At 65.2% G+C, this 19,861-nt stretch carries 18 protein-coding genes and 1 other RNA gene; 8 read left to right on the top strand and 11 right to left on the bottom strand.

The genetic code is table 11. The annotated features are described in order from the left end of the window. Positions 1 to 84: 84 nt before the first annotated feature. From ftsL to mraZ, 3 genes are read right to left on the bottom strand one after another with little or no spacing between them, the layout of a single operon-like run. Positions 85 to 360 (bottom strand): cell division protein FtsL, encoded by a 276-nt coding sequence (gene ftsL, locus MWN76_RS00700; RefSeq protein WP_250458557.1) that lies wholly within the window; start codon positions 358 to 360, stop codon positions 85 to 87. Beyond that, positions 357 to 1,295 (bottom strand): 16S rRNA (cytosine(1402)-N(4))-methyltransferase RsmH, encoded by a 939-nt coding sequence (rsmH, locus tag MWN76_RS00705; RefSeq protein WP_250458558.1) that lies wholly within the window; start codon positions 1,293 to 1,295, stop codon positions 357 to 359. The genes ftsL and rsmH overlap by 4 nt, the downstream gene beginning before the upstream one ends. Positions 1,296 to 1,310: 15 nt before the next feature. Beyond that, positions 1,311 to 1,754 (bottom strand): division/cell wall cluster transcriptional repressor MraZ, encoded by a 444-nt coding sequence (gene mraZ, locus MWN76_RS00710; RefSeq protein ID WP_250458559.1) that lies wholly within the window; start codon positions 1,752 to 1,754, stop codon positions 1,311 to 1,313. Between the two features lie 544 nt (positions 1,755 to 2,298). On the opposite strand from mraZ, the gene MWN76_RS00715 reads away from it, so the two are divergent. Then, the gene (locus MWN76_RS00715; RefSeq protein ID WP_250458560.1) at positions 2,299 to 2,853 is read left to right on the top strand and encodes a hypothetical protein; all 555 of its coding nucleotides are present in this window, start codon (positions 2,299 to 2,301) and stop codon (positions 2,851 to 2,853) included. 114 nt (positions 2,854 to 2,967) lie between these two features. Here the strand turns inward: MWN76_RS00715 and rnpB are convergent. Both rnpB and rsmI read right to left on the bottom strand, forming a co-directional pair. Then, positions 2,968 to 3,349: RNase P RNA component class A (gene rnpB, locus MWN76_RS00720), an RNA gene on the bottom strand. 104 nt (positions 3,350 to 3,453) lie between these two features. Continuing rightward, on the bottom strand, positions 3,454 to 4,296 hold the full coding sequence (rsmI, locus tag MWN76_RS00725; RefSeq protein WP_250458561.1) for a 16S rRNA (cytidine(1402)-2'-O)-methyltransferase: 843 nt from the start codon (positions 4,294 to 4,296) through the stop codon (positions 3,454 to 3,456). A gap of 51 nt (positions 4,297 to 4,347) precedes the next feature. Between rsmI and MWN76_RS00730 the strand changes: the two genes are divergently transcribed. The 4 genes from MWN76_RS00730 (at position 4,348) to MWN76_RS00745 (ending at position 7,913) form a co-directional block, all read left to right on the top strand. Next, complete coding sequence (locus tag MWN76_RS00730; RefSeq protein WP_250458562.1) at positions 4,348 to 6,285, top strand: penicillin-binding protein activator; 1,938 nt, start codon at positions 4,348 to 4,350, stop codon at positions 6,283 to 6,285. Then, entirely contained in the window at positions 6,272 to 6,646 is a 375-nt protein-coding gene (locus MWN76_RS00735; RefSeq protein WP_250458563.1) for a YraN family protein, read from the top strand. Before MWN76_RS00730 ends, MWN76_RS00735 begins: the two co-directional genes overlap by 14 nt. 87 nt (positions 6,647 to 6,733) lie before the next feature. After that, entirely contained in the window at positions 6,734 to 7,324 is a 591-nt protein-coding gene (locus tag MWN76_RS00740) for an SIS domain-containing protein (RefSeq protein ID WP_250458564.1), read from the top strand. A 4-nt stretch (positions 7,325 to 7,328) separates the two neighbouring features. Then, on the top strand, positions 7,329 to 7,913 hold the full coding sequence (locus tag MWN76_RS00745; RefSeq protein ID WP_250458566.1) for a BON domain-containing protein: 585 nt from the start codon (positions 7,329 to 7,331) through the stop codon (positions 7,911 to 7,913). A 120-nt stretch (positions 7,914 to 8,033) separates the two neighbouring features. Here MWN76_RS00745 and rhlB read toward each other — a convergent pair whose 3' ends face one another. Both rhlB and MWN76_RS00755 read right to left on the bottom strand, forming a co-directional pair. Continuing rightward, positions 8,034 to 9,515 (bottom strand): ATP-dependent RNA helicase RhlB, encoded by a 1,482-nt coding sequence (gene rhlB, locus MWN76_RS00750; RefSeq protein ID WP_250458568.1) that lies wholly within the window; start codon positions 9,513 to 9,515, stop codon positions 8,034 to 8,036. 57 nt (positions 9,516 to 9,572) lie between these two features. Then, a complete protein-coding gene (locus tag MWN76_RS00755; protein ID WP_250458570.1) occupies positions 9,573 to 10,175 on the bottom strand; it encodes an HvfX family Cu-binding RiPP maturation protein in 603 nt (200 codons plus the stop codon). 105 nt (positions 10,176 to 10,280) lie between these two features. Here MWN76_RS00755 and MWN76_RS00760 point away from each other — a divergent pair, with 105 nt between their 5' ends. Together MWN76_RS00760 and MWN76_RS00765 are read left to right on the top strand one after the other, a co-directional pair. Then, positions 10,281 to 11,630, top strand: coding sequence for an MATE family efflux transporter (locus tag MWN76_RS00760; protein WP_250458572.1), 1,350 nt, complete (start codon positions 10,281 to 10,283; stop codon positions 11,628 to 11,630). Between the two features lie 92 nt (positions 11,631 to 11,722). Then, complete coding sequence (locus MWN76_RS00765; RefSeq protein WP_250458574.1) at positions 11,723 to 13,435, top strand: succinylglutamate desuccinylase/aspartoacylase domain-containing protein; 1,713 nt, start codon at positions 11,723 to 11,725, stop codon at positions 13,433 to 13,435. Between the two features lie 156 nt (positions 13,436 to 13,591). Here the strand turns inward: MWN76_RS00765 and MWN76_RS00770 are convergent, their stop codons facing one another. The 4 genes from MWN76_RS00770 to hemA form a co-directional block, all read right to left on the bottom strand. Next, positions 13,592 to 14,497, bottom strand: a complete 906-nt coding sequence (locus tag MWN76_RS00770; protein WP_250458576.1) for a cation diffusion facilitator family transporter — start codon at positions 14,495 to 14,497, stop codon at positions 13,592 to 13,594. A gap of 80 nt (positions 14,498 to 14,577) precedes the next feature. Further along, positions 14,578 to 15,408 carry a peptide chain release factor N(5)-glutamine methyltransferase gene (gene prmC / locus MWN76_RS00775; protein WP_250458578.1) on the bottom strand — a complete coding sequence of 277 codons (831 nt, stop codon included), beginning with the start codon at positions 15,406 to 15,408 and terminating at the stop codon, positions 14,578 to 14,580. A gap of 52 nt (positions 15,409 to 15,460) precedes the next feature. After that, entirely contained in the window at positions 15,461 to 16,543 is a 1,083-nt protein-coding gene (gene prfA, locus MWN76_RS00780; RefSeq protein ID WP_250458579.1) for a peptide chain release factor 1, read from the bottom strand. Between the two features lie 6 nt (positions 16,544 to 16,549). Continuing rightward, positions 16,550 to 17,812 (bottom strand): glutamyl-tRNA reductase, encoded by a 1,263-nt coding sequence (hemA, locus tag MWN76_RS00785; RefSeq protein WP_250458580.1) that lies wholly within the window; start codon positions 17,810 to 17,812, stop codon positions 16,550 to 16,552. 263 nt (positions 17,813 to 18,075) lie between these two features. On the opposite strand from hemA, the gene MWN76_RS00790 reads away from it, so the two are divergent. Then, positions 18,076 to 19,860 carry a tetratricopeptide repeat protein gene (locus MWN76_RS00790; RefSeq protein WP_250458581.1) on the top strand — a complete coding sequence of 595 codons (1,785 nt, stop codon included), beginning with the start codon at positions 18,076 to 18,078 and terminating at the stop codon, positions 19,858 to 19,860. The last annotated feature ends 1 nt before the right edge of the window (position 19,861 follow it).

Here is a 19,861-nt window from a genome sequence, read left to right on the forward strand (position 1 = left end):
TATCTGTTGGTGCTAGTGGGCCCTGCTTTTTCGCCTGCAGGGCAGGCTCCTACACAGGGCTCCGTTCCAGCCCGGTTCTATTGTCTATTCCGCCGGTACCAGCACCTGTTCGTCCGGCGCCGGCACATGCATTTCCAGCTCTTCCCGCGCGACCTTCTCGATGCGGCTGTAGGCGGACCAGGCGCCTTTTTCCAGCAGCAACCGCTCCTGTTCGTAACGCAGTTCGTCGCGCGTTTTCTGCGCTTCCACCAATTCCGCGGTCAGCGCGCGGCTGCGCTGTGTGGTGTGGACCACCGCCAGGGCCGAGGCCATGGCGCCGAGCCACAGTAGCGCCAGCAGCAATTTGCGGCCTCTGCTCACGGCGCGGTCCCGCCGAGTTTCTCGGCCACCCGCATCACCGCGCTGCGGGAGCGCAGGTTTTCATCCACCTCGACTTCGTTCGCCTTGACCGCCTTACCCACCGAGCGCAGCGTTTTCTCGATCTGGCTGTCCATCACCGGCAGGCCGCGCGGCAGCTTGGGGCCGCGTTCCTTTTCGCGGATAAACCGCTTTACCATCCGGTCTTCCAGCGAGTGGAAGCTGATCACCACCAGGCGCCCGCCCGGGGCGAGCAATTGCAGCGATTTCTCCAGCGCGTCCTGCAGATCGTCCAGTTCTCCGTTGATATGGATGCGGATCGCCTGGAAGACCCGGGTCGCCGGGTGCTTGCCTTTTTCCCAGGCGGGGTTGGCCGCCTTGACCACTTCCGCCAGGTCCAGCGTGCGCTCGAACGGCTTTTCCGCCCGGCGCCGCACGATGGCCGCCGCCATGCGGCGGGCGAAACGCTCCTCGCCGTATTCCTTGAAAACCCGGACGAGCTCCGCTTCCGCTTCGCTGTTGACCCAGTCCGCCGCACTCGGGCCGCGGCTGGTGTCCATGCGCATATCCAGCGGGCCGTCCTGCATAAAGCTGAAACCGCGTTCGGCCTGGTCCAGCTGCGGCGAGGAAACGCCCAGGTCCAGCAGGATGCCGGTCACCTGCCCGGCGCGATCGCCGGCGGCCTCGTCCATATCGGCGAAGGAGCCGTGCCAGATGGAAAAGCGCGCGTCGCCGGCGAAGCGCTCACGGGCGAAATCCACTGCCTGCGGATCCTTGTCGACCGCCAACAGGCGACCGTTGTCATTCAGCTTTTCCAGCACCAGCGCACTGTGGCCGCCGCGGCCGAAAGTGCCGTCGATATAAAAACCGCCCGGGTCGATCACCAGGGCGTCCACGGCCTCGCGCAATAACACACTGCGATGCAGATCCTGAGACACCCTGTGCCCTCTTCTTTAAAGAGAGAGAGAAGCCATCTCCTCCGGCATCTCGCCCTCGCCTTCGCTATCGTCGAGCCAGGACATCCAGCCCTCTTCGCTCCACAGTTCCAGTTTCTTGCCCTGCCCCACCAGCATCAGTTTCTTTTCCAGGCTGGCGTACTCGCGCAGGGTCGGCGGAATCAGTACGCGGCCGTTGCCGTCCACCTGCAGCTCGCAGGCGTAACCGATCAACAGCCGCTGAGCCCGGCGCGCCACCTTGTTGAAGCTGGAAAGCGCTTCAATCTTCGGGAGAATCTCCTGCCACTGGGGTTCGGGATACACCAGCAGGCAGCGCTCTTCGGTGTGGGCCGTCACCACCAGGCGTCCACCGCAATCCTCCAGCAGCGTGTCGCGGACCCGCGCCGGAATGGCCAGACGCCCCTTGGCGTCCATATTGATTGCGTGGCTGCCTAAGTACACTTTTCGTCCAAGTGCGTTGCTCGCAAATGCGCAGGTGGAAACCGCTGCCGGCGCGCCGATTTAAACGGGAGAAATTCTGGCGGATTTTTATACAATCCTGAGCGTGATTTTCATTATCGCGGTGTAAATACCCACTCACGCCCCCTGATAAACCACTCTGACCCACAAAATTCCACTTTTCTCCACTTCCGACACTATAAATCTGGCCCGCTTAAAGTCAAGGAAATCAACGGCAAAGGAGCGCGAAATCCCAGTAATTTCGCGGCCTGCAGCGGTGGGCAACAAATAGACAGGCGATTTTTGCAGCAACAACTGCAAAGTTGAGCAAGCACTTACTTATTCAACTTCAGAAGTTACTTTAAGTTTCGAGGGAATGCGACTGAATCGAAGACTGTTAGCGAACACTGATACCAAATTGAATATCTGGCGGGCGTTTCAGTGCGGAGACAGGCTTGCGGGGCGGCCCGCTTGCCAGGCCGACAGTCAAAGCTGTACTGTCGCGATTCGGCAAAATACGGATCAACCAGATGACAAGGAGCGCTCCATGAAAAACATGAAAAAACTGCCGCTGACCGCCGCTGCACTGCTGACACTGGCCGCCGGCCTGCCGGCCCACGCCGACACGGTCATTACGGCGGATAACCTGAAGAAACTGCAGGCAGCCTCGCCGGAGATCGCTCCACTGCTGCAGCAGTCTTCCCTCTCCTCGGAAGAGGAAAGCACCAGCAACAAGCCGGCTTCGGAAGCCGAACGCTGCGATATGGAAATAAGACAGTCCTTCATCAAGGAGAAGATGCAGGAGCACGATGTCTACGAGCCAGTCGATGCCATCGCCAGGAAACACGGACTGGACAGCGCCGAGCAGTACGCCGTCTACCTGCAGGTCACCATGACCGGCTTCTCCGCCGGCATGAAGCAGACAGTGCTGCAGAATCTGGTCAAACGCGCGCCGGATGCGGCAGAGGAACTGAAGGCCGACTTCGAGTCCGACTTTCCATGCCTGACCGAAGAGGACCTGAACGCGGCGGCCGAACACAAGGCGGAGATCGGCAAGCTGATGCAGGCCTTCGCTGCAGCGGCCCAGGCGCAGCAGCAATAGCACAAAAGCCCCGGGCACTGCCCGAGGCTTTCAGTGCTGCTGACGGACAAACCCTGCGGCCCCGCCAGACGGACCGCGAAAGGGAGGCAATTCCCTTACGCGATCCGGATCAATCTATTGAGCTGGCCTGTAAGCCGGGTTCTGTCGGACGGCGAACCGCCCGCGACAATCATTCATCTGGGATGCCTGTCACCAGACACCTCAAGCGACCTACCCGCCCCCGGTGCGGGTCACACCTGTAGGGGGCCTATTTGGTCTTGCTCCGGACGGGGTTTACCGTGCCGCGGACTGTTACCAGCCGCGCGGTGCGCTCTTACCGCACCCTTTCACCCTTACCTGTGCCCCCAAACCGAAATCTGAGGGCCATCGGCGGTCTGCTCTCTGCTGCACTTTCCGTAGGCTCACACCTCCCAGGCGTTACCTGGCGTCCCACCCTGCGGAGCCCGGACTTTCCTCCACTCCCCCGAAGGGAAACAGCGATTGCCCGGCCAGCTCGGCGGCGGAGATTAATGGGGCCGGGAATGGAAGGCAAGGAGAAATGCGCGCGGAATGCCGGTGTCGGCCGAATTCCGGACAGATTTCCGGTCCGGCGCCACGCCGCTACTTCTGCTCCAGGCTCCAGTTGTACAGCGCCTTCTTGTTGGCGCCGGTAATCTCGGACGCCAACGCCGCGGCGCGCCTGGGTGGCAACTCGGCCAGCAGCAGTTTCATGACCCGCTCGGCCTCGCCATCCAGCGCCGAATCCCTGCGGCGCTCCGCGCCCCGCACCAGCAGTACTATCTCGCCGCGCTGCTGGTTGCTATCGGCGCGCACCCAGGCCGTCAGCTCATCGAGCGGTGCCAGGTACATGGTTTCGAAGGCCTTGGTCAGCTCCCGGGCAATAACCGCCTCGCGATCGCCGCCGAACGCCACGGCCATCGCTTCCAGCGTATCCGCCACCCGGTGTGGCGCCTCGTAGAAAACCAGCGTGCGGGGATCGCCCGCCAGTTCCCGCAACGCCTTTTCCCGCGCACCGGCCTTCGCCGGCAGGAAACCCTCGAAACTGAAGCGGTCGCTGGGCAGGCCGGCGGCACTGAGGGCGGCGACAAAGGCGCAGGCGCCGGGGATCGGCACCACGCGCACACCGCGGTTGCGGGCCTCTCGCACCAGTCGATAGCCGGGATCGGAGATCAGCGGCGTGCCGGCATCGGAGATCAGCGCGATGGTCTGCCCCTCTTCCAGCTTCTGTAGCAGTTGCCCGGTGCGCTTGTCGTCCGAGTGGTCATGGTATGCGACCAGCGGCGTATCGATCGCAAAGTGGGCAAAAAGCCGCTGACTGTGACGCGTGTCCTCCGCCGCAACCAGATCGGCGCATTGTAGAACTTCAATCGCTCGCGGTACCATATCGGCCAGGTTACCAATGGGCGTGGCAACAATATAAAGCAGCGCCTGATCCGTCCCCATAATTCACGACCCCATAGTCCTAAGAAGAGTTACATTTTGCGGGAGAACAGTATGTCCGCCCTGTCCCGGCGCGCGACCCCGATCATTACCCGGCTGGCGGCCAGCGCCCTGGCCCTGGCCCTGGCCGCGTGCCAGACCCAGACACCGCGGCCCGACGCCTCGCAACCGGTGCAAACCGGTTCCGGAACCGCCAGCCGCAGCGATGCCGTGCGCCTGTTGCACAGCGCCGACGCGCTGCCGGCGCCGCTGCGCGACCAGCGGCGGCTGCAGGCGGCGGCCATTCTATACGAGCTGGGCGATAACGCGACCGCGAGAGAGGCCGTTACCCAAATCGAGCCGGAACATCTGGAAGACGTCCAGTACGCCCGCTATGCCAAGGTCTACGGCAGCCTGCTGGCCGCCGACGACGAATTCTTCCGCGCCCTGGACCTGGCCACGGCGCCGCGCCTGGAAAACACCTGGCTGCGGCTGCCCGCGGACACCGCCCTGCCCCTGCGCGACCTGCGCGCGGACCTGTGGGGGCTGCTGGGCGATCTGGACAGCGCCATCGCCGAGCGCCGCCAGATCGCCGATATGGCCACCAGCGAGGAGGACATCGCCGCAAACAACGACGACTTCTGGCTGCTGCTGACCCAACTGCCATCCAGCGAGCTGCACCAGCGCGCCGACGAGAGTATCGATCCGCAGATGCGCGGCTGGTACCAGTTGGCCCTGCTCGGCCGCGACACCCAGACCGATATCAGCTCGCAGTTGACCGCACTCAATCGCTGGCGCCAGCAGTGGCCGCACCACAGCGCCGCCAGCCACCCGCCGGAGGCGTTGCGCCTACTGGAACAGCTCGCCTCGCAACGCCCGGACCGCATCGCCGTACTGCTGCCGCTGTCCGGCCCGCTGGGCAGCGCCGGCCGTGCCATCCGCGACGGCTTCATGGCCGCCTACTACACCGCACTGGACGCCGGTGCGCCGACCCCGAACGTGCAGGTCTACGACACCGGCGGCGAGCGGCCGTTTGAAGAGATCTACCAGAGTGCCGTGGACGACGGCGCCCAGGCCATCGTCGGCCCGCTGGACAAGCGCAAGGTCGCCAACCTGCTGGCCACCGAGAAGCTGCCGGTGCCGACGCTGGCGCTGAACTACGCCGCGGACGGCGCGGAGGACGGCGCCCGCCTCACCGGTGACCTGGTGCAATTCGGCCTCGCGATCGAGGACGAGGCGCGCCAGGTGGCCCGCCACGCCTATCGCCAGGGCCACCGCCAGGCAATGATCCTGGCCACCGACGCCGGCTGGGGCCAGCGCGGAGAGCAGGCATTTCGCCGCGAGTGGGAGCGCCTTGGCGGCAGTGTCAGCGTCAGCCGTACCTTCTACGACAACAGCAACTTCTCCAAGATGGTCAGCGAGACACTGCTGATCCCGGACAGCAAATCCCGCGAGAGCGCCCTGCGCCGCAAGCTGGCCGCACCGCTGGAGTTCGTTCCGCGCCGCCGCGGCGATGTGGACATGATCGTCACCTTTGCCCAGTCCCAGCAGGCGCGCCAGATCAACCCGATGCTGACCTTCTTCTATGCCGGCGACCTGCCCATCTACGCCACCTCGCAGGTATTCGACGGCAATATCAATCGCGGCCGCGACCGCGACATGAATGGCATCCACTTCACCGCGCTGCCGTGGCTGTTCGAGAGCGGCAACCGCACCAAGCAGAATATCGAGCGGCAGGCGTCGCCGGCGCCGGCCTTCGCGCGGCTCTACGCGCTGGGCGCCGACGCCTTCCGCCTCTATCCTCGGCTGCCGATGCTGCGCCAGTTCCCGCAGCAGCGCGTGCACGGCCTGACCGGCGCCCTGAGCCTGACCGCCGACGGCCGAATCGTGCGCGAGCAGATCTGGGCCCGTATCGACAAGGGTGCACCGGTGCCGGTCACCACCGCGGAACCCCGGACACCACCGGCTGTGGACGTGGACCTCGAACTGACCGGGAACCGTGAAACGTTTTAAGCCTTCGGGCGAACTGGGCGCGCGCATGGAGGAATCCGCCGCGCGCCACCTGCAGCGGGCCGGCCTCAGGATCGAAGCCCGCAACTACCGCAGTCGCTTCGGCGAAATCGACCTGATAGCGCGGGACGGCGAGACACTGGTGTTCGTGGAAGTGCGCTATCGCCGCAGCAGCCGCTACGGCTCTGCCAGCGCCACCGTCGACGCGCGCAAACAGCGCAAGCTGCTGGCCACCGCGGACAGCTACCTGCAGCGATACAAACCCGATTGCCCCTGCCGCTTCGACGTGGTTGCCATAGACGGAGCGGCGGAGGGCGAAACGCCGAATATCCAGTGGATTAAAGACGCCTTCGGTGCACACTGACAAGGCGGCCCACAGGCCCAGCGCGGCTTTTTCCGCAGCGGCATAACCCGGCCTGCGAAGGCGTTTAAGGAATCGATCAAGGAATCAATGGAACAGCGAGTCGTAACCCTATTTCATCGCAGTCTCGAGGCCACCATGAACGCCGGCGAATTGCTGGCGCCCCTGGTGGCCGAAGCCAGCGATATGATCGTCCACGCGTTGCTGGGCGAAAACAAGCTCCTGCTGTGTGGCAACGGCGTCAGCAGTGCGCTCGCGCAGAGTTTCTGCTCCCAGCTGCTGGGCGGTTTCGAGCGCGAGAGACCGGGCCTGCCCGCCATTGCGCTCTGTGCCGACGGCACCACGCTGGGCACCGTTGCGCACAATCACGGCCGCGCGGAAACCTTTGCCAGGCCGGTGCGCACGCTCGGCCAGCCCGGGGACCTGCTGGTGATTGTCAGCAGTGATGGCAACGACTCCAACCTGATACAGGCCATGCGCGCGGCGCGCGATCGCGATATGGGCATTCTCGCCCTGACCGGTGGCGATGGCGGCAACTGCGCCGCACTGTTGGATACCGATGACATTGAACTCCGCGTGCCGTCTGAAGTCGCAGCAGAGGTACACCAGGTGCACCTGCTGACCATTTTCTGCCTGTGCGACCTGATCGACAACAGCCTGTTCGGTGGCTACGAGGAATGAACCGATGAGAAAAAAACCGATGATCAACCGACTTTTGACCGCCCTGCTCCTGGCTGGAACCCTGTCTGGCTGCGCCACCGTGCTCGAAGCCACACACGATGGCCCCATCGAACAGGACCCCGGCGAGCGCTCCTTCGGCACCTATATGGATGACCGCAAGATCGAGACCATCACCACGGTCAACATCAACAAGGCGCACCCGGACCTGAAAGCGTCCAATATCAACATCAATGTATTCAACGGCGTGGTGTTGCTGACCGGCCAGGTGCAGGACAACGAGCTGCGCCTGCTCGCCGGGCGCACCGCGCAACAGATACAGAATGTGCGCCAGGTATACAACGAGGTTCAGGTGCGCGGCAATGTCTCCTTCCTCGCCAGCAGCAGTGACGCCTGGCTGACGACCAAGGTGAAAAGTGTGCTGCTGGCCAACGAGGAGGTCGACAGCGGCCGCATCAAGGTCATCACGGAAAATGGTGTCGTCTACCTGATGGGCCTGCTGACCCGCGCCGAAGCCGAGCGCGCGGCAGAGGTTACCCGCAGCATCGGCGGGGTGCAGAAGGTGGTGAAGGCGGTGGAATATATCGACTGAGGACTCGGGACTCGGGACTCGGGACTCGGGACTCGGGGCAGGCTACTCCCCGGCGAAACGGGACGACCATAAAAAACGGAGGCAATGCCTCCGTTTTTTATGTCCGGGCTGCGCCCGATTTCAATGCCGCGGGCGATTTCCGCCGCGACGCGGGCCGCGTTTGCCGCCACCCGGGCCGCTGCTGCGCTTCACCTTTACCTTCGGCGGCTCCGCCAGCAGTGCCTCCGGCGGCTGCTCACAGCGGAGCGCTTCCCCCAGCAACTCCTGGATCGGCTCCAGGCGCATGGCGTCATCTTCACAGGCGAAGCTGATGGAGGTACCGGTCTTGCCCGCGCGGCCGGTGCGGCCGATGCGGTGCACATAGTCCTCGGGCTCTTCCGGCAGGGTGAAGTTGACCACGTGGCTGATGCCGTCGATATGGATACCGCGGCCAGCCACATCGGTGGCCACCAGCACCCGCGTCACACCGGATTTGAAATCCTCCAGCGTGCGCACGCGCTTGTTCTGGGCAATCTCCCCGGACAGCAGGCCGGCGGGAATACCGTGGGCAATCAGGTTTTCGTGCAGGCGGCGACACTGGTCGCGGCGGTTGGCGAACACGATCAGGCTCTCCACCTCGTCGCTCTGCAGGATGTTGTACAGCAGTTTGTACTTTTCCTCGCTCGCCGCCAGGTAGACGTGCTGCTCGACAGAGTCGGTGGCGACCCGCTCCGGCTCGATCTCGACGATGACGGGCTCCTCGGTCCACTGATCCACCAGTGAATCGACCTCGGGGGTGAAAGTGGCGGAGAAGAACATCGTCTGGCGGTGGGTCTTGCGCGGGGTCTGGCGCACGATGCGACGCACCTGCGGGATAAAACCCATGTCCAGCATGCGGTCCGCCTCGTCGATCACCAGGATTTCCGCCTGGTCCAGGAAGCAGTCGCGATTGCTGGCGAAGTCCAGCAGGCGGCCGGGCGTGGCCACCAGGATATCCACCAGGCTCTCGTTCAACCTGCGCTGCTGTTTCTGGTAATCCATGCCACCCACCAGCGTGTGGATCTCCAGGTCCGTGTACTTGCACAGGGCCTTGGCATCGTCGGCGATCTGCATCACCAGCTCGCGGGTGGGCGCGATGATCAACGACCGCGCCTCGCCGGCGTAGCGCTCCCCCTCGAACGGGTTCTTGAGCAGGTCGTCGATGATGGTGATCAGGAAGGCGGCGGTCTTGCCGGTGCCGGTCTGGGCCTTGCCCACCAGGTCGTGACCGTTCAGCGTGTGCGGCAGCGAGCGGCCCTGGATCGGCGAGCAGTACTGGAAGCCCAGGTCACTGATGGCGTGCACCAGGTCCAGCGGCAGGTCCAGGTCGTGGAAGCGGACCTTGCCCTCCTGCTCCGGTACCTGGAACTGGTCCAGGGACCAGGGCTGGCGCGGCGCGGCGGGCTTGCCGCTCCTGCCGCGAGTGCGGCTATTGCCCTTGCCACCCCTGCCGGCGCCGCCCCGGTTGTCGCGGCGGCGGGACTTGTCCCCGGCGCTCTCGCCCCGGCTCTCCGAACCGGCAGGTTTCTCCGCTGTGGGAGATGACTGGGTGGACGCGTCTTTGTCGGTGGATCTGCGAAACAACTTTCCTATCAAGGGCCAATACTCGCTCAGGTGATTATTAAATAGGCGGCGAGTATATCATCTAACTCGTGGCCGACCCGAATGGTTATTTTCGCGGCGCCGGGCAACCCAGTAATCCACGCTGACGAAGCGCCCGGCACCGGTGGTCAGCAGCGTCAGCAACATCAGGAAATAGGTCGCGGCAAACTCGATGCCATTCTTCAGCACAGTGAAATTGCCGGCCCCGGTCAGCCACTCGTAGCGGCCGTACTCCTTCAGCAGTTCCACCGCCTTCGCCCTGCGCTCCAGGCCCTCCTCGATCAGGTCCCGGCGCCACTCCCAGGGCATCACCAGGGTGTCGTCCGCTAGCGCCGACCAGCCGTACTGCCAGTGGGCGCTGACCGCGGCCACCGCCATCACCACCAGCAGCGGGATCGCCGCCAGCCGCACCCCCAGCCCCAGCAACAGCGCGATACCGCCCAGCAGCTCGGCCAGGGTGGCGAGCCAGGCCATCAGCAGCGGCGCCGGCAGTCCCAGCCCCCCGTCCGGGTTGCCGAACCAGGCGGCGACGGTATCGATGTCGCGCAGCTTGTTCAGGCCCGACAGGATAAAGATCGGTGCCAGGTAGAGCCGCAGCAACAGCGGCGCCAGCCAATCCACGGAGCGGACCGCGCGCAGCAAGAAGCCGTACCACCGATTGAACCGCCCGGTTTCGCCATCCATAATTCAGCCCGTTTTTTTGCTATCCCTGCAAGATAGCCCACCCCAGCGGACAATCCCCTGCCAATGATCAAGCTATACAGACGGGCCATCGCCACCGATCTCTCGCGCCTGGCCACCCTCGGCGGCCCGTTGGTGGTCAGCAACCTGGCAGTCGTCAGCATGGGCGTGACCGACACCATCGTCGCCGGCCGCGCCGGCGAGGTGGACCTGGCCGGACTGGCGCTGGGATCCAGCATCTGGGCCGTCTGCGCGGTCACAATCATGGGCCTGCTGGCGGCGGTCTCGCCGATCGTCGCCCACCTGCGCGGCGGGCGGGACGAACGGGGCGCGGCACAACAACTGCAGCAGGCCCTGTGGATCGCACTGGTGATCGGCCTGGTTATCGTGGGCGCGCTGCTGGCAGTACCCTACTGGAGCCAGTGGATCGACACCGAGGAACCGGTGCGCCAGGTACTGCAACAGTACCTGCTGGCACTGGCCACCGGCACGCTGCCGTTTGCCATGGGCACCGCGGCGCGGGGCTACTGCGAGGGCATGGGCCAGGTACGTCCGGTGATGCGGATCTACCTGGCGGCGGCGGTACTGAACATTCCGCTGGATATCATCCTGGTGTTCGGCGCCGGGCCGATTCCGGCCATGGGCGGCGCCGGCTGTGGCTGGGCCACGGCGCTGGTGAGCTGGTCCATCGCCGCGGCCCTGTTCTGGCACGCCGGCAACGATCCCGCCTACCGCGCACTGGAACTGAAAGCGCTGCCGCCGAAGCCCCACTGGCCGACCCAGCGCCACCTGCTGGCCGTGGGGCTGCCGATCTGTGTCGGCGCCGCCAGCGAGGTCACCTTTTTTGCCAGCCTGACGATTCTGCTGGCGCCCTACGGTGCCACCATCGTCGCCGCCCACCAGATAGGCCTCAATGTCGGATCCATTTTCTACCTGGTGGCCCTGGCCCTGGCGCAGGCACTGAGTATTCGCGTGGCCCAGCTGCTGGGCCAGGGGCGGCCGAAACGGGCGCGCTTCGCCAGCCTGGTGGGTGTCGGCAGCGGCCTGCTGTACGCGCTTGCCACCGGTGTTCTGCTGATCGCGCTGCGCTACCCGTTTGTCCAGGCCTACACCGCCAATGCGGATATCATCGCCGTGGCCACCAACCTGTTGCTGCTGTGCGCCGCCTTCCAACTGGTGGATGTGGCCCAGGCCATGGCCTGGGGCGCGCTGCGCGGCTACCGGGACACCCGCGTGCCCATGTACCTGCAGCTGTTTTCCTACTGGCTGGTGGGCCTGACGTCCGCCTACTGGCTGGGGGAAAATCTCTGGGGCGTCTACGGCTACTGGACCGGTATCTGTATCGGCCTCGGCGTGGCCTCCATCCTGCTCGGCATGCGCTTGTGGCGCACAAGCCGCAAGACGCTGAGCGCATAGTTCGCCAACTGCAACGCATTCCCCCGGGAACCCATTGGCTATAATCCCGTCGTAATTTCCAACACACTGTTTTTCCGATCTGGAGTCACCGCATGCATCCGCGCTCACCCCTGAGCCAGACCCGCCGCCCCCTGTATTTCGCTTTGTTGCTGGCGGCCGCACCGGCATTCGGCTGGACCGAAAGCAGCGCAGAGCCGCGGGACACCGAAGTGCCGGAAGCGGAAGAGCAAGCGGGCACACCAAGCACAAAACAGCCGGGCGGGAACGGCGACAGCAACGGCGAAAAGCCGGCGCCCAAGGCGGAAGGGCGGGAACCGGATCAACCGCTGGCCGGAGAGCACGATGAACCCCCCGATGCGGCCCCGGATAGCGGCGACGACACCACCACGGGCGAAACCGGGACGGCCGATGAGAAGCCGGTGCCACAGGCGGAGAACCTGGAGCTGGATCAACCGCTGGTGGAGGAAACAACCGAAACACCCGCAGCGGCGGATGACAGCGCCCCTAGCGACGAAGCGGATAGCGCGGATCGGGAACCGGTACCGCAGGCGGAAAACCTGGAACTGGACCAGCCGGTGGTTGAAGATCGGCAGCCGCAACCCGAACAGCCTGCGCCGGCGGATAGCGGCGACACCGCAGCCGCGCAGAAACCCGCGGAAGCGGATGGGGAGCAGCAGAGCGAGCCGGAGACCGCCAAGCCGCTGCGCCTGCTCGGTTCCGAAGTCGCTCCCGCCACCTCCACCCGCCTGGCCTGGTCGCCGAGCCAGCATTTCGAGGGCGTCTACAGCGCCACCGCGGTGCTGGTGGTCAACGGCGCCCATCCGGGCCCGACCCTGTGCCTGACCGCGGCCATCCACGGCGACGAACTGAACGGTATCGAGACGGTGCGTCGGGTCATGTACAACCTGGACAAGGAAAAGCTGCACGGCGCGGTGATCGGCGTACCCATCGTCAACCTGCAGGGATTCCACCGCGGTTCCCGCTACCTGACCGACCGGCGCGACCTGAACCGGCACTTTCCCGGGCACCCGGACGGCTCCTCGGCCTCGCGTATCGCCTATTCGTTTTTCAACGAAGTGGTCAAGCACTGCAACGCGATTGTCGACCTGCACACGGGCTCTTTCTATCGCACCAACCTGCCACAGCTGCGGGCCGACCTCACCAATCCCAAGGTGGTCAAGCTGACCAAGGGCTTCGGCTCGACCGTAGTGCTGCACAGCGACGGCGCCAGCGGCACCCTGCGACGCTCCGCGGTGGAGGCCGGCATTCCCACCGTGACACTGGAGGCGGGCGCGCCGATGGTGCTGGACGAGCGCTCCGTGAGCCACAGCGTCAAGGGCATCCGCACGCTGCTGAACCAGCTGGAAATGGTCAGCAAGTTCCGCCTCTGGGGCGATCCGGAACCCGTCTACTACAACTCCACCTGGCAGCGCGCCACCACCGGCGGCATCATTTTCAGTGAAGTGGAACTGGGCGAGTTCGTGCGCAAGGGCGACCTGCTCGGCACCGTCACCAACCCGATCACCAATGTGCGCAAGGAAATCCGCTCGCAATACAACGGCCGCATCCTGGGCATGGCCATGAACCAGGTGGTGCAACCCGGTTTCGCCGCCTACCACATCGGCATCCAGGCGCCGCAGGAACAGATCAGCCAGCCGGAGGAAGTGACCGCGGAAAGTGAACCGGCAACAACACAGCCGGATGCGAATGGCGGTGAACCGCCGGCGGACGCCTCCGAGGCACCGCCCACCGATGAGGGCGCCCCGGAGGCCGAGGTGCACGACGCCGAGAGTGATGATGAATAAGTGGTGTGATGCCGCTGAGTCAAATTGAGGCCTGGAAGATTAGGTTGCACGGGGACTTGGCAAGCATTGGAGCGGTCCTGCACCCGGCACAGGACGAGACCTATTCTGGCATGACGTTAATGCGATACAACGCATTGGGATAATACCAATGCGCCGCTATTTTTCCGGTTCACTGATCGTCGCCAGCGGCTGGTTGCCCATCGAAATCGGTTCCGGCTGCAGGGTGATATGTTCGATATCGAAGCGTAGGATCAGCGTCTCGCGCAGCCGTTCCAGTACCGCCGGCCAGGCCGGCAGGTCGTCGACGACAATATGCGCGGACAGGGAAATGAACCTGGAATCGAGGCGCCAGATATGCAGGTCGTGCACCGAGCGCACACCGTCGACAGCGGCCATGGTTTCGCCCACTACCGGCAGGCTCAGTTCCCTCGGTACCCGCTCCATCAGCACGTCCACCGCATCGCGCAACAGGCGCATACTGGAAACCAGGATCAGGATGCAGATCAGCAGCGACAGCAGCGGGTCGATCGGCGTCCAGCCGGTAAAATAGATCACCGCACCGGCGACCAGCGCCGCCACCGAGCCCAACAGGTCTCCCATTACGTGCAGCAGCGCGCCGCGGATATTCAGCGTCTGTTCGCCCCGGTGCAGGGTCCAGGCCACCAGCACATTGACCAGCAGGCCGACCAGCGCGATCAGCATGACGGTGCCGCCCTTGACCGGCTGCGGATCCTGCAGGCGGTGGATCGCGGCATAGGTGATAGCGGCCACGATCAGCAGCATGAATACCGCGTTGACAATCGCCGCCAGCACTTCCGCGCGCCCCCAGCCGAACGACAGCTCCCGGTCCGCCGGCTTCTGTGCCAGCAGTGCCGCCACCGCGCCCAGGGCCAGCGACAGCGCATCGGTGGCCATATGCCCGGCGTCCCCCATCAGCGCCAGTGAACCGGACACCCAGCCGCCAATGGCCTCCACCATCGCGAATGCCAGGGTGATGACCAGGCCCCAGACCAGGGGGCGCAGATGGCCGTTGCCGCGGCGGTGGTGGACGTGGTCGTGCATGGCGGGAGTCCTTCAGAAAATCACGAAATAGCGACAGGCGGATCGAATATCGGGAGCGGCCATTCCGGTCTGCCGGTCATTCACTTGTGCCGCCCCAGGGTCAAGCGCTCCCAGCCGGACAAGTCCCTGCGGCTCTCGATACGCTTGAAACCGGCCGCAGCCAGGATTCCGCGAACCGCTTCGGCCTGCTGCCAGCCGTGCTCCAGCATCAGCCAACCGCCGGTCTTCAGGTAGCGCCGGCTTTTTCGCGCGATCCTCTCGATATCGGCCAGCCCCCCGCGATCCGCCACCAGCGCCGAGCGCGGCTCGAAGCGCACATCCCCCTCGTCCAGGTGTGGATCCTCGGCATCGATATAGGGTGGGTTGCTGACAATCAGCTCGAATTCCTGTGGGGCTATCTGTGCAAACCAGTCGCTCTGCAATACCTGCACATTGTCGAGCCCCAGCGCGCGGCGGTTTTCCTCGGCCAGCGCTGCGGCCTGCGCGGACTTTTCCGCAGCCAGCACCTGCCAACCCGGCCTTTCACTGGCCAGGGCCAGCGCGATGGCGCCGGTGCCGGTGCCCAGGTCCAGCGCGCGCAGTTTTTCTGCGGGGCAGAACTCCAGTGCCGTCTCCACCAGCAGCTCGGTTTCCGGTCGCGGGATCAGCGTGGAGGCATCGACTTTCAGCGGCAGCGACCAGAACTCCCGCTCGCCCAGCAGGTGCGCCACCGGCTCGCCGTTTTCGCGGCGCTCGAACAGCGTATCGAACGCGCGCTGTTCGGCTTGCGCCAGTTCGTACTCGGGCCAGGTATAGAGCCAGGTGCGGTCGCGGCCGACGCAGTGGGCGAGCAGCAGCTCGGTATCGAGGCGGGCGCTGTCGCTGCCCTCGAGTCCGGCGCTGCGGGCGAGGTTCTGTTTGATGGTGGCCATTTCGGATTCCCTCTCCCCCGGCCCCTCGTCCAGATGGAGAGGGGCAAAATCGTCATTGCCCCAGTGCCGCCAACTGATCCGCCTGGTGCTCGGTGCGCAGCGGCTCGATCACCTCTGCCAAACCACCCTGCATGACTTCATCCAGCTTGTACAGGGTCAGGCCGATGCGGTGGTCGGTGACGCGGCCCTGGGGAAAGTTGTAGGTGCGGATGCGCTCCGAGCGGTCGCCGCTGCCCACCAGGTTCCTGCGCGCGTCGGAGATCTCCCGCGCCGCGGCGGCTTCCTGCTCACTGGACAGCCTGGCCTGCAGCAGTGCCATGGCCTTGGCGCGGTTCTTGTGCTGGGAGCGCTCGTCCTGGCACTCGACCACGATGCCGGTGGGAATATGGGTCAGGCGCACGGCGGAATCCGTCTTGTTCACGTGCTGGCCGCCGGCGCCGGAGGCGCGGTAGGTGTCCACACGCAGGTCCGACTTGCTGATCTCCACCGCGTCGCGCTCGTCCGGTTCCGGCATCACCGCCACGGTACAGGCGGAGGTGTGGATGCGGCCCTGGGACTCGGTTTCCGGCACCCGTTGCACACGGTGGGCGCCGGACTCGAATTTCAGCCGCGCGTAGACGTCGTCGCCGGACACGCGAGTGATGATTTCCTTGTAGCCGCCGTGTTCACCGGGGTTCTCACTGATGATCTCGATGCGCCAGCCCTGTTTTTCCGCGTAGCGGGAATACATGCGGAACAGGTCGCCGGAGAAGATCGCGGCCTCGTCGCCGCCGGTGCCGGCGCGGATCTCGAGGAACACGTTCTTGCGGTCGTTCGGGTCGCGCGGCAACAGCAGTGCCTGCAGTTCGCGCTCCAGCGGTGCCAGTTGCGCCTCCGCCTCGCGCAGTTCCTCCTGCGCCATCTCGCGCATTTCCGCATCGCTCTCGTCGAGCATCTCCCGCGCCGCGGCCATGTCCTCCTGCACCTGGCGGTAGCGGCCATAGCATTGGACCACTTCTTCCAGTTCGGAGTACTCGCGGGACAGGTCGCGGAACTGGTCCTGGTCGCCGATCACACCCGGATCGCCGAGCAGTGCGGACACCTCCTCGTGGCGCTCCACCAGGTTTTCCAGCTTGTTCAGTAGCGAGTCTTTCATCCGTTTTTATTTCTCAGGTTCGGTGGGCGGCTCCAGGCCGACGATTTCCCGCGCCAGGCGCAGCCGCTCCGGATCGCCCTCGGCGGTCGCGCGCTTGAGGCTGACCGTGGGGGCGTGAATCAGTTTGTTGGTCAGCGAGCGCGCCAGCTGTTCCAGCAGGCGCCGCGGGTCGCCGCCCTTGTCCAGTTGCTGCAGCGCGCGCTCCAGCTCGCCGTCGCTGAGCGACTGGGCCTGCTGACGGTAGCTGCGGATGACATCCACGGCACCCAGCGAGCGGCGCTCGCGCATGAATTCCGCCGCCGCGGCCTCGACGATCTCGTGGGCGGCCTCTGCGGCCTTTTCCCGCGAGCGGCGGCCCTCGTCGATGACGCCGCGCAGGTCGTCGACGGTGTAGAGATAGACGTCGTCCAGTTGGCCCACCTGGGGCTCGATATCCCGCGGCACGGCAATATCCACCATGAACACCGGGCTGTGGCGGCGCTGCTGCAGCGCCGACTCCACCGCACCCTTGCCCAGGATCGGCAACTGGCTGGCGGTGGAGCTGATGACGATATCCGCCCGCGGCAGGTAGTCGGGAATATCCGCCAACAGGATCGGTTCGGCGCCAAAGTTCTCCGCCAGCTGTTCGGCCCGGTTCAGGGTGCGGTTGGCGACGATCAGCTTCTCGACGCCCTGCTCCAGCAGGTGGCGCGCCACCAGCTCGATGGTCTCGCCGGCGCCGATCAGCAGCGCGGTCTGCTTGCCCAGGTCGGTAAAGATCCGCGACGCCAGGGAGACGGCGGCGTAGGCGACGGACACAGGGTTCTCGCCGATGGCGGTCTCGGTGCGCACCCTTTTGGCCACGGCGAACACCTGCTGGAAGATGCTGTGCAGCAGGCTGCCGACGCTGCCGCTCTCGCGCGCGACCGCGTAGGCAGACTTGATCTGCCCAAGGATCTGCGGCTCGCCGAGGACCAGCGAGTCGAGCCCGCAGGCCACCCGCATCATATGCCGCACCGCGGCCTCGTCGGTATAGCTGTAGCTGCAGGTATCCAACTGCTCACGCGGCACCCGGTGGTACTCCGCCAGCCAGTCCAGCAGCCGCTCCGGGGCCACTTCGCCGTAGATCTCGGTGCGATTGCAGGTGGAGAGGATGGCCAGCTCCGGGCATTCCAGCACCCTGCGCGCCTCGGCCAGCGCAGCGGGCATCACTTCCGGGGCAAACGCCACCCGCTCGCGCACTTCCACCGGCGCGCTGTCGTGATTGATACCCAGGGCGAGGATTGGCATAGATTCCTGTCGGCGTTCCTTTGTCGGGGGCGCATTTTCGCGGTCGGCCGCACGGCTTGCAAGGTCGGGAGCGCCTTTAATTGGGCCCATGACCGGGTTTCGGGGCACCCGGGGCCGGGTTTAATTGCGCGCAGGGATGGGGAATCGGGAGCCCCGGCGCGGCTGTGCGTGGAAATCGCGACTAGAATGACAGGTACCCATTCGACGATAAACCGCAACCCCGCGCAAAGGCCCGCGCGGCGTCAACGTATGGACACGCCCCTATGTTCTCAGCCACAAACAGCCACCGCTCCCGCCCGCTGCTGGGTGCCGCCATCTGCCTGCTGCTCGGCGCCTGTACCCTCCAGCAGGAACAGAAACGGGCCCCGGAACAGCTCGCCTCCGCCGGTTCCCCGCCAGCGGAAAGCGCGGTAACCGACGCCAGTGAACCGGAAACCCGCGCCTTCCCCATCGATGCCTTCTACACCCTGCTGGTAGCGGAAGTGGCCGGCAATCGCGAGCAGTACGACGTGGCCCTGGCCAACTATTACTTCCAGGCGGAGCGCACCCAGGACGCCGGTGTCGCCGCCCGCGCCACCCGCATCGCCCGCTTTCTCAACGCGCGCCGGGCGGCGCTGCGCGCGTCGCAGCTGTGGGTGCAACTGGAACCGGAAAACCCGGAGGCACAGCTGGCGGCCACCGCCGAACTGACCCTGGCCGGCGACCTGGACGACGCCCTGGTGCACGCCAGAAAGGCACTGGCACTGGGCGGCGATGCACCGCTGCAATCCCTGGCCGCGACCGCCACTTCCAACCGCGAGCTGACCGATGCCATGCTGCCCGAATTCGCGCAGCTGGCGGAACAGTATCCGGACAACGGCGAAGTGGCGCTGGCCCACGCGATGATGCTGCGCGCCGCCGAGGACTACCCCCGCGCCCTGGCCCTGGTGCGGCGCGTGCAGGAACAGCACCCGGACAACCAGGACGCGCCACTGCTCGAGAGCCATATCCTCGTCGACCAGGGAAAGCGCGACGAGGCACTGGCACTGCTGGAGAAACTGGTCAGCATCTACCCGGACGAGAGCCGTATCCGCCTGCAGTACGCGCGCCTGCTGATCCGCGAGGACCTGGACGCGGCGCAGCGGGAATTTACCGAGCTGGTCAAGCAGCACCCCCGCGAAGCCAACATGATCCTGTCGCTGGCGCTGATCCGTTTCGAAACGCACAACTACAGCGAGGCCAAACCCCTGTTCGAGCGACTGCTGGCACTGGGCGAGCACGAGTCCGCGGCACACTTCTACCTCGGCGGCATCGCCGACCGCGCCAATGACACCGACACCGCCGTGGCCCACTTCAAGCAGGTGGAACCGGGCAGCGACTATGTACCGGCCATTACCCGCGGCACCCAGTTGCTGGCGACGAGCGGTCGCGAGCGGGACAACAGTAACTGGTTTGCCGAGTTGCGCCAGCGCCACCCGGAGCAGTCTGAACACTTCTACCTGATGGAAGTCAAACTGCTGCAGGAACACGATCACCAGCAGCGCGCCCTGGCGCTGCTCGACCAGGCGGTGCGGGAACACGCCGACAGCGGCCGGTTGATCTATGCCCGCGCGCTGGTCAACGAGCGGCTGGGCAACAGTGATGCGTTCGAGCGCGGCATGCGCAAGCTGCTGCAGCAGGATCCCGACAACCCCACCATCCTCAATGCCCTGGGGTACAAGCTGATCGAGGACGAGGAGCGCCTGGACGAAGCCCACAAACTGATCACCAAGGCGCTGGAACTGCGGCCCGACGACCCGGCAATCATCGACAGCATGGGCTGGGTACAGTACCGTCTCGGCAACCACGGCGAGGCGGTCAAGCACCTGGAGAAGGCGCTGGAAAAACTGCCCGATCACGAGATAGCCGCACACCTGGGAGAGGTTCTCTGGGTCCAGGGCTACCGCGACCGGGCCATGCAGGTGTGGCGCGACGGCCTGGAGAAGAACCCGCAGAGCAAGATCATCCCCGCCGCGATGAAGCGCCTGCAAATCAATGAGTCACTGGAACAGCATGCATCGGAATCTTGAA

This window comes from Microbulbifer litoralis, assembly GCF_023634065.1.
In the GTDB taxonomy this organism is placed as follows: Bacteria; Pseudomonadota; Gammaproteobacteria; order Pseudomonadales; family Cellvibrionaceae; genus Microbulbifer; species Microbulbifer litoralis.

Coding starts and splice junctions, on each gene's coding strand:
- MWN76_RS00765 (WP_250458574.1), top strand. CDS start 11,723: ATGCATCCGCGCTCACCCCTGAGCCAGACCCGCCGCCCCCTGTATTTC.
- MWN76_RS00790 (WP_250458581.1), top strand. CDS start 18,076: ATGTTCTCAGCCACAAACAGCCACCGCTCCCGCCCGCTGCTGGGTGCC.
- MWN76_RS00730 (WP_250458562.1), top strand. CDS start 4,348: ATGTCCGCCCTGTCCCGGCGCGCGACCCCGATCATTACCCGGCTGGCG.
- prmC (WP_250458578.1), bottom strand. CDS start 15,408: ATGGCCACCATCAAACAGAACCTCGCCCGCAGCGCCGGACTCGAGGGC.
- hemA (WP_250458580.1), bottom strand. CDS start 17,812: ATGCCAATCCTCGCCCTGGGTATCAATCACGACAGCGCGCCGGTGGAA.
- MWN76_RS00770 (WP_250458576.1), bottom strand. CDS start 14,497: ATGCACGACCACGTCCACCACCGCCGCGGCAACGGCCATCTGCGCCCC.
- MWN76_RS00760 (WP_250458572.1), top strand. CDS start 10,281: ATGATCAAGCTATACAGACGGGCCATCGCCACCGATCTCTCGCGCCTG.
- MWN76_RS00745 (WP_250458566.1), top strand. CDS start 7,329: ATGAGAAAAAAACCGATGATCAACCGACTTTTGACCGCCCTGCTCCTG.
- MWN76_RS00740 (WP_250458564.1), top strand. CDS start 6,734: ATGGAACAGCGAGTCGTAACCCTATTTCATCGCAGTCTCGAGGCCACC.
- MWN76_RS00715 (WP_250458560.1), top strand. CDS start 2,299: ATGAAAAACATGAAAAAACTGCCGCTGACCGCCGCTGCACTGCTGACA.
- prfA (WP_250458579.1), bottom strand. CDS start 16,543: ATGAAAGACTCGCTACTGAACAAGCTGGAAAACCTGGTGGAGCGCCAC.
- rsmI (WP_250458561.1), bottom strand. CDS start 4,296: ATGGGGACGGATCAGGCGCTGCTTTATATTGTTGCCACGCCCATTGGT.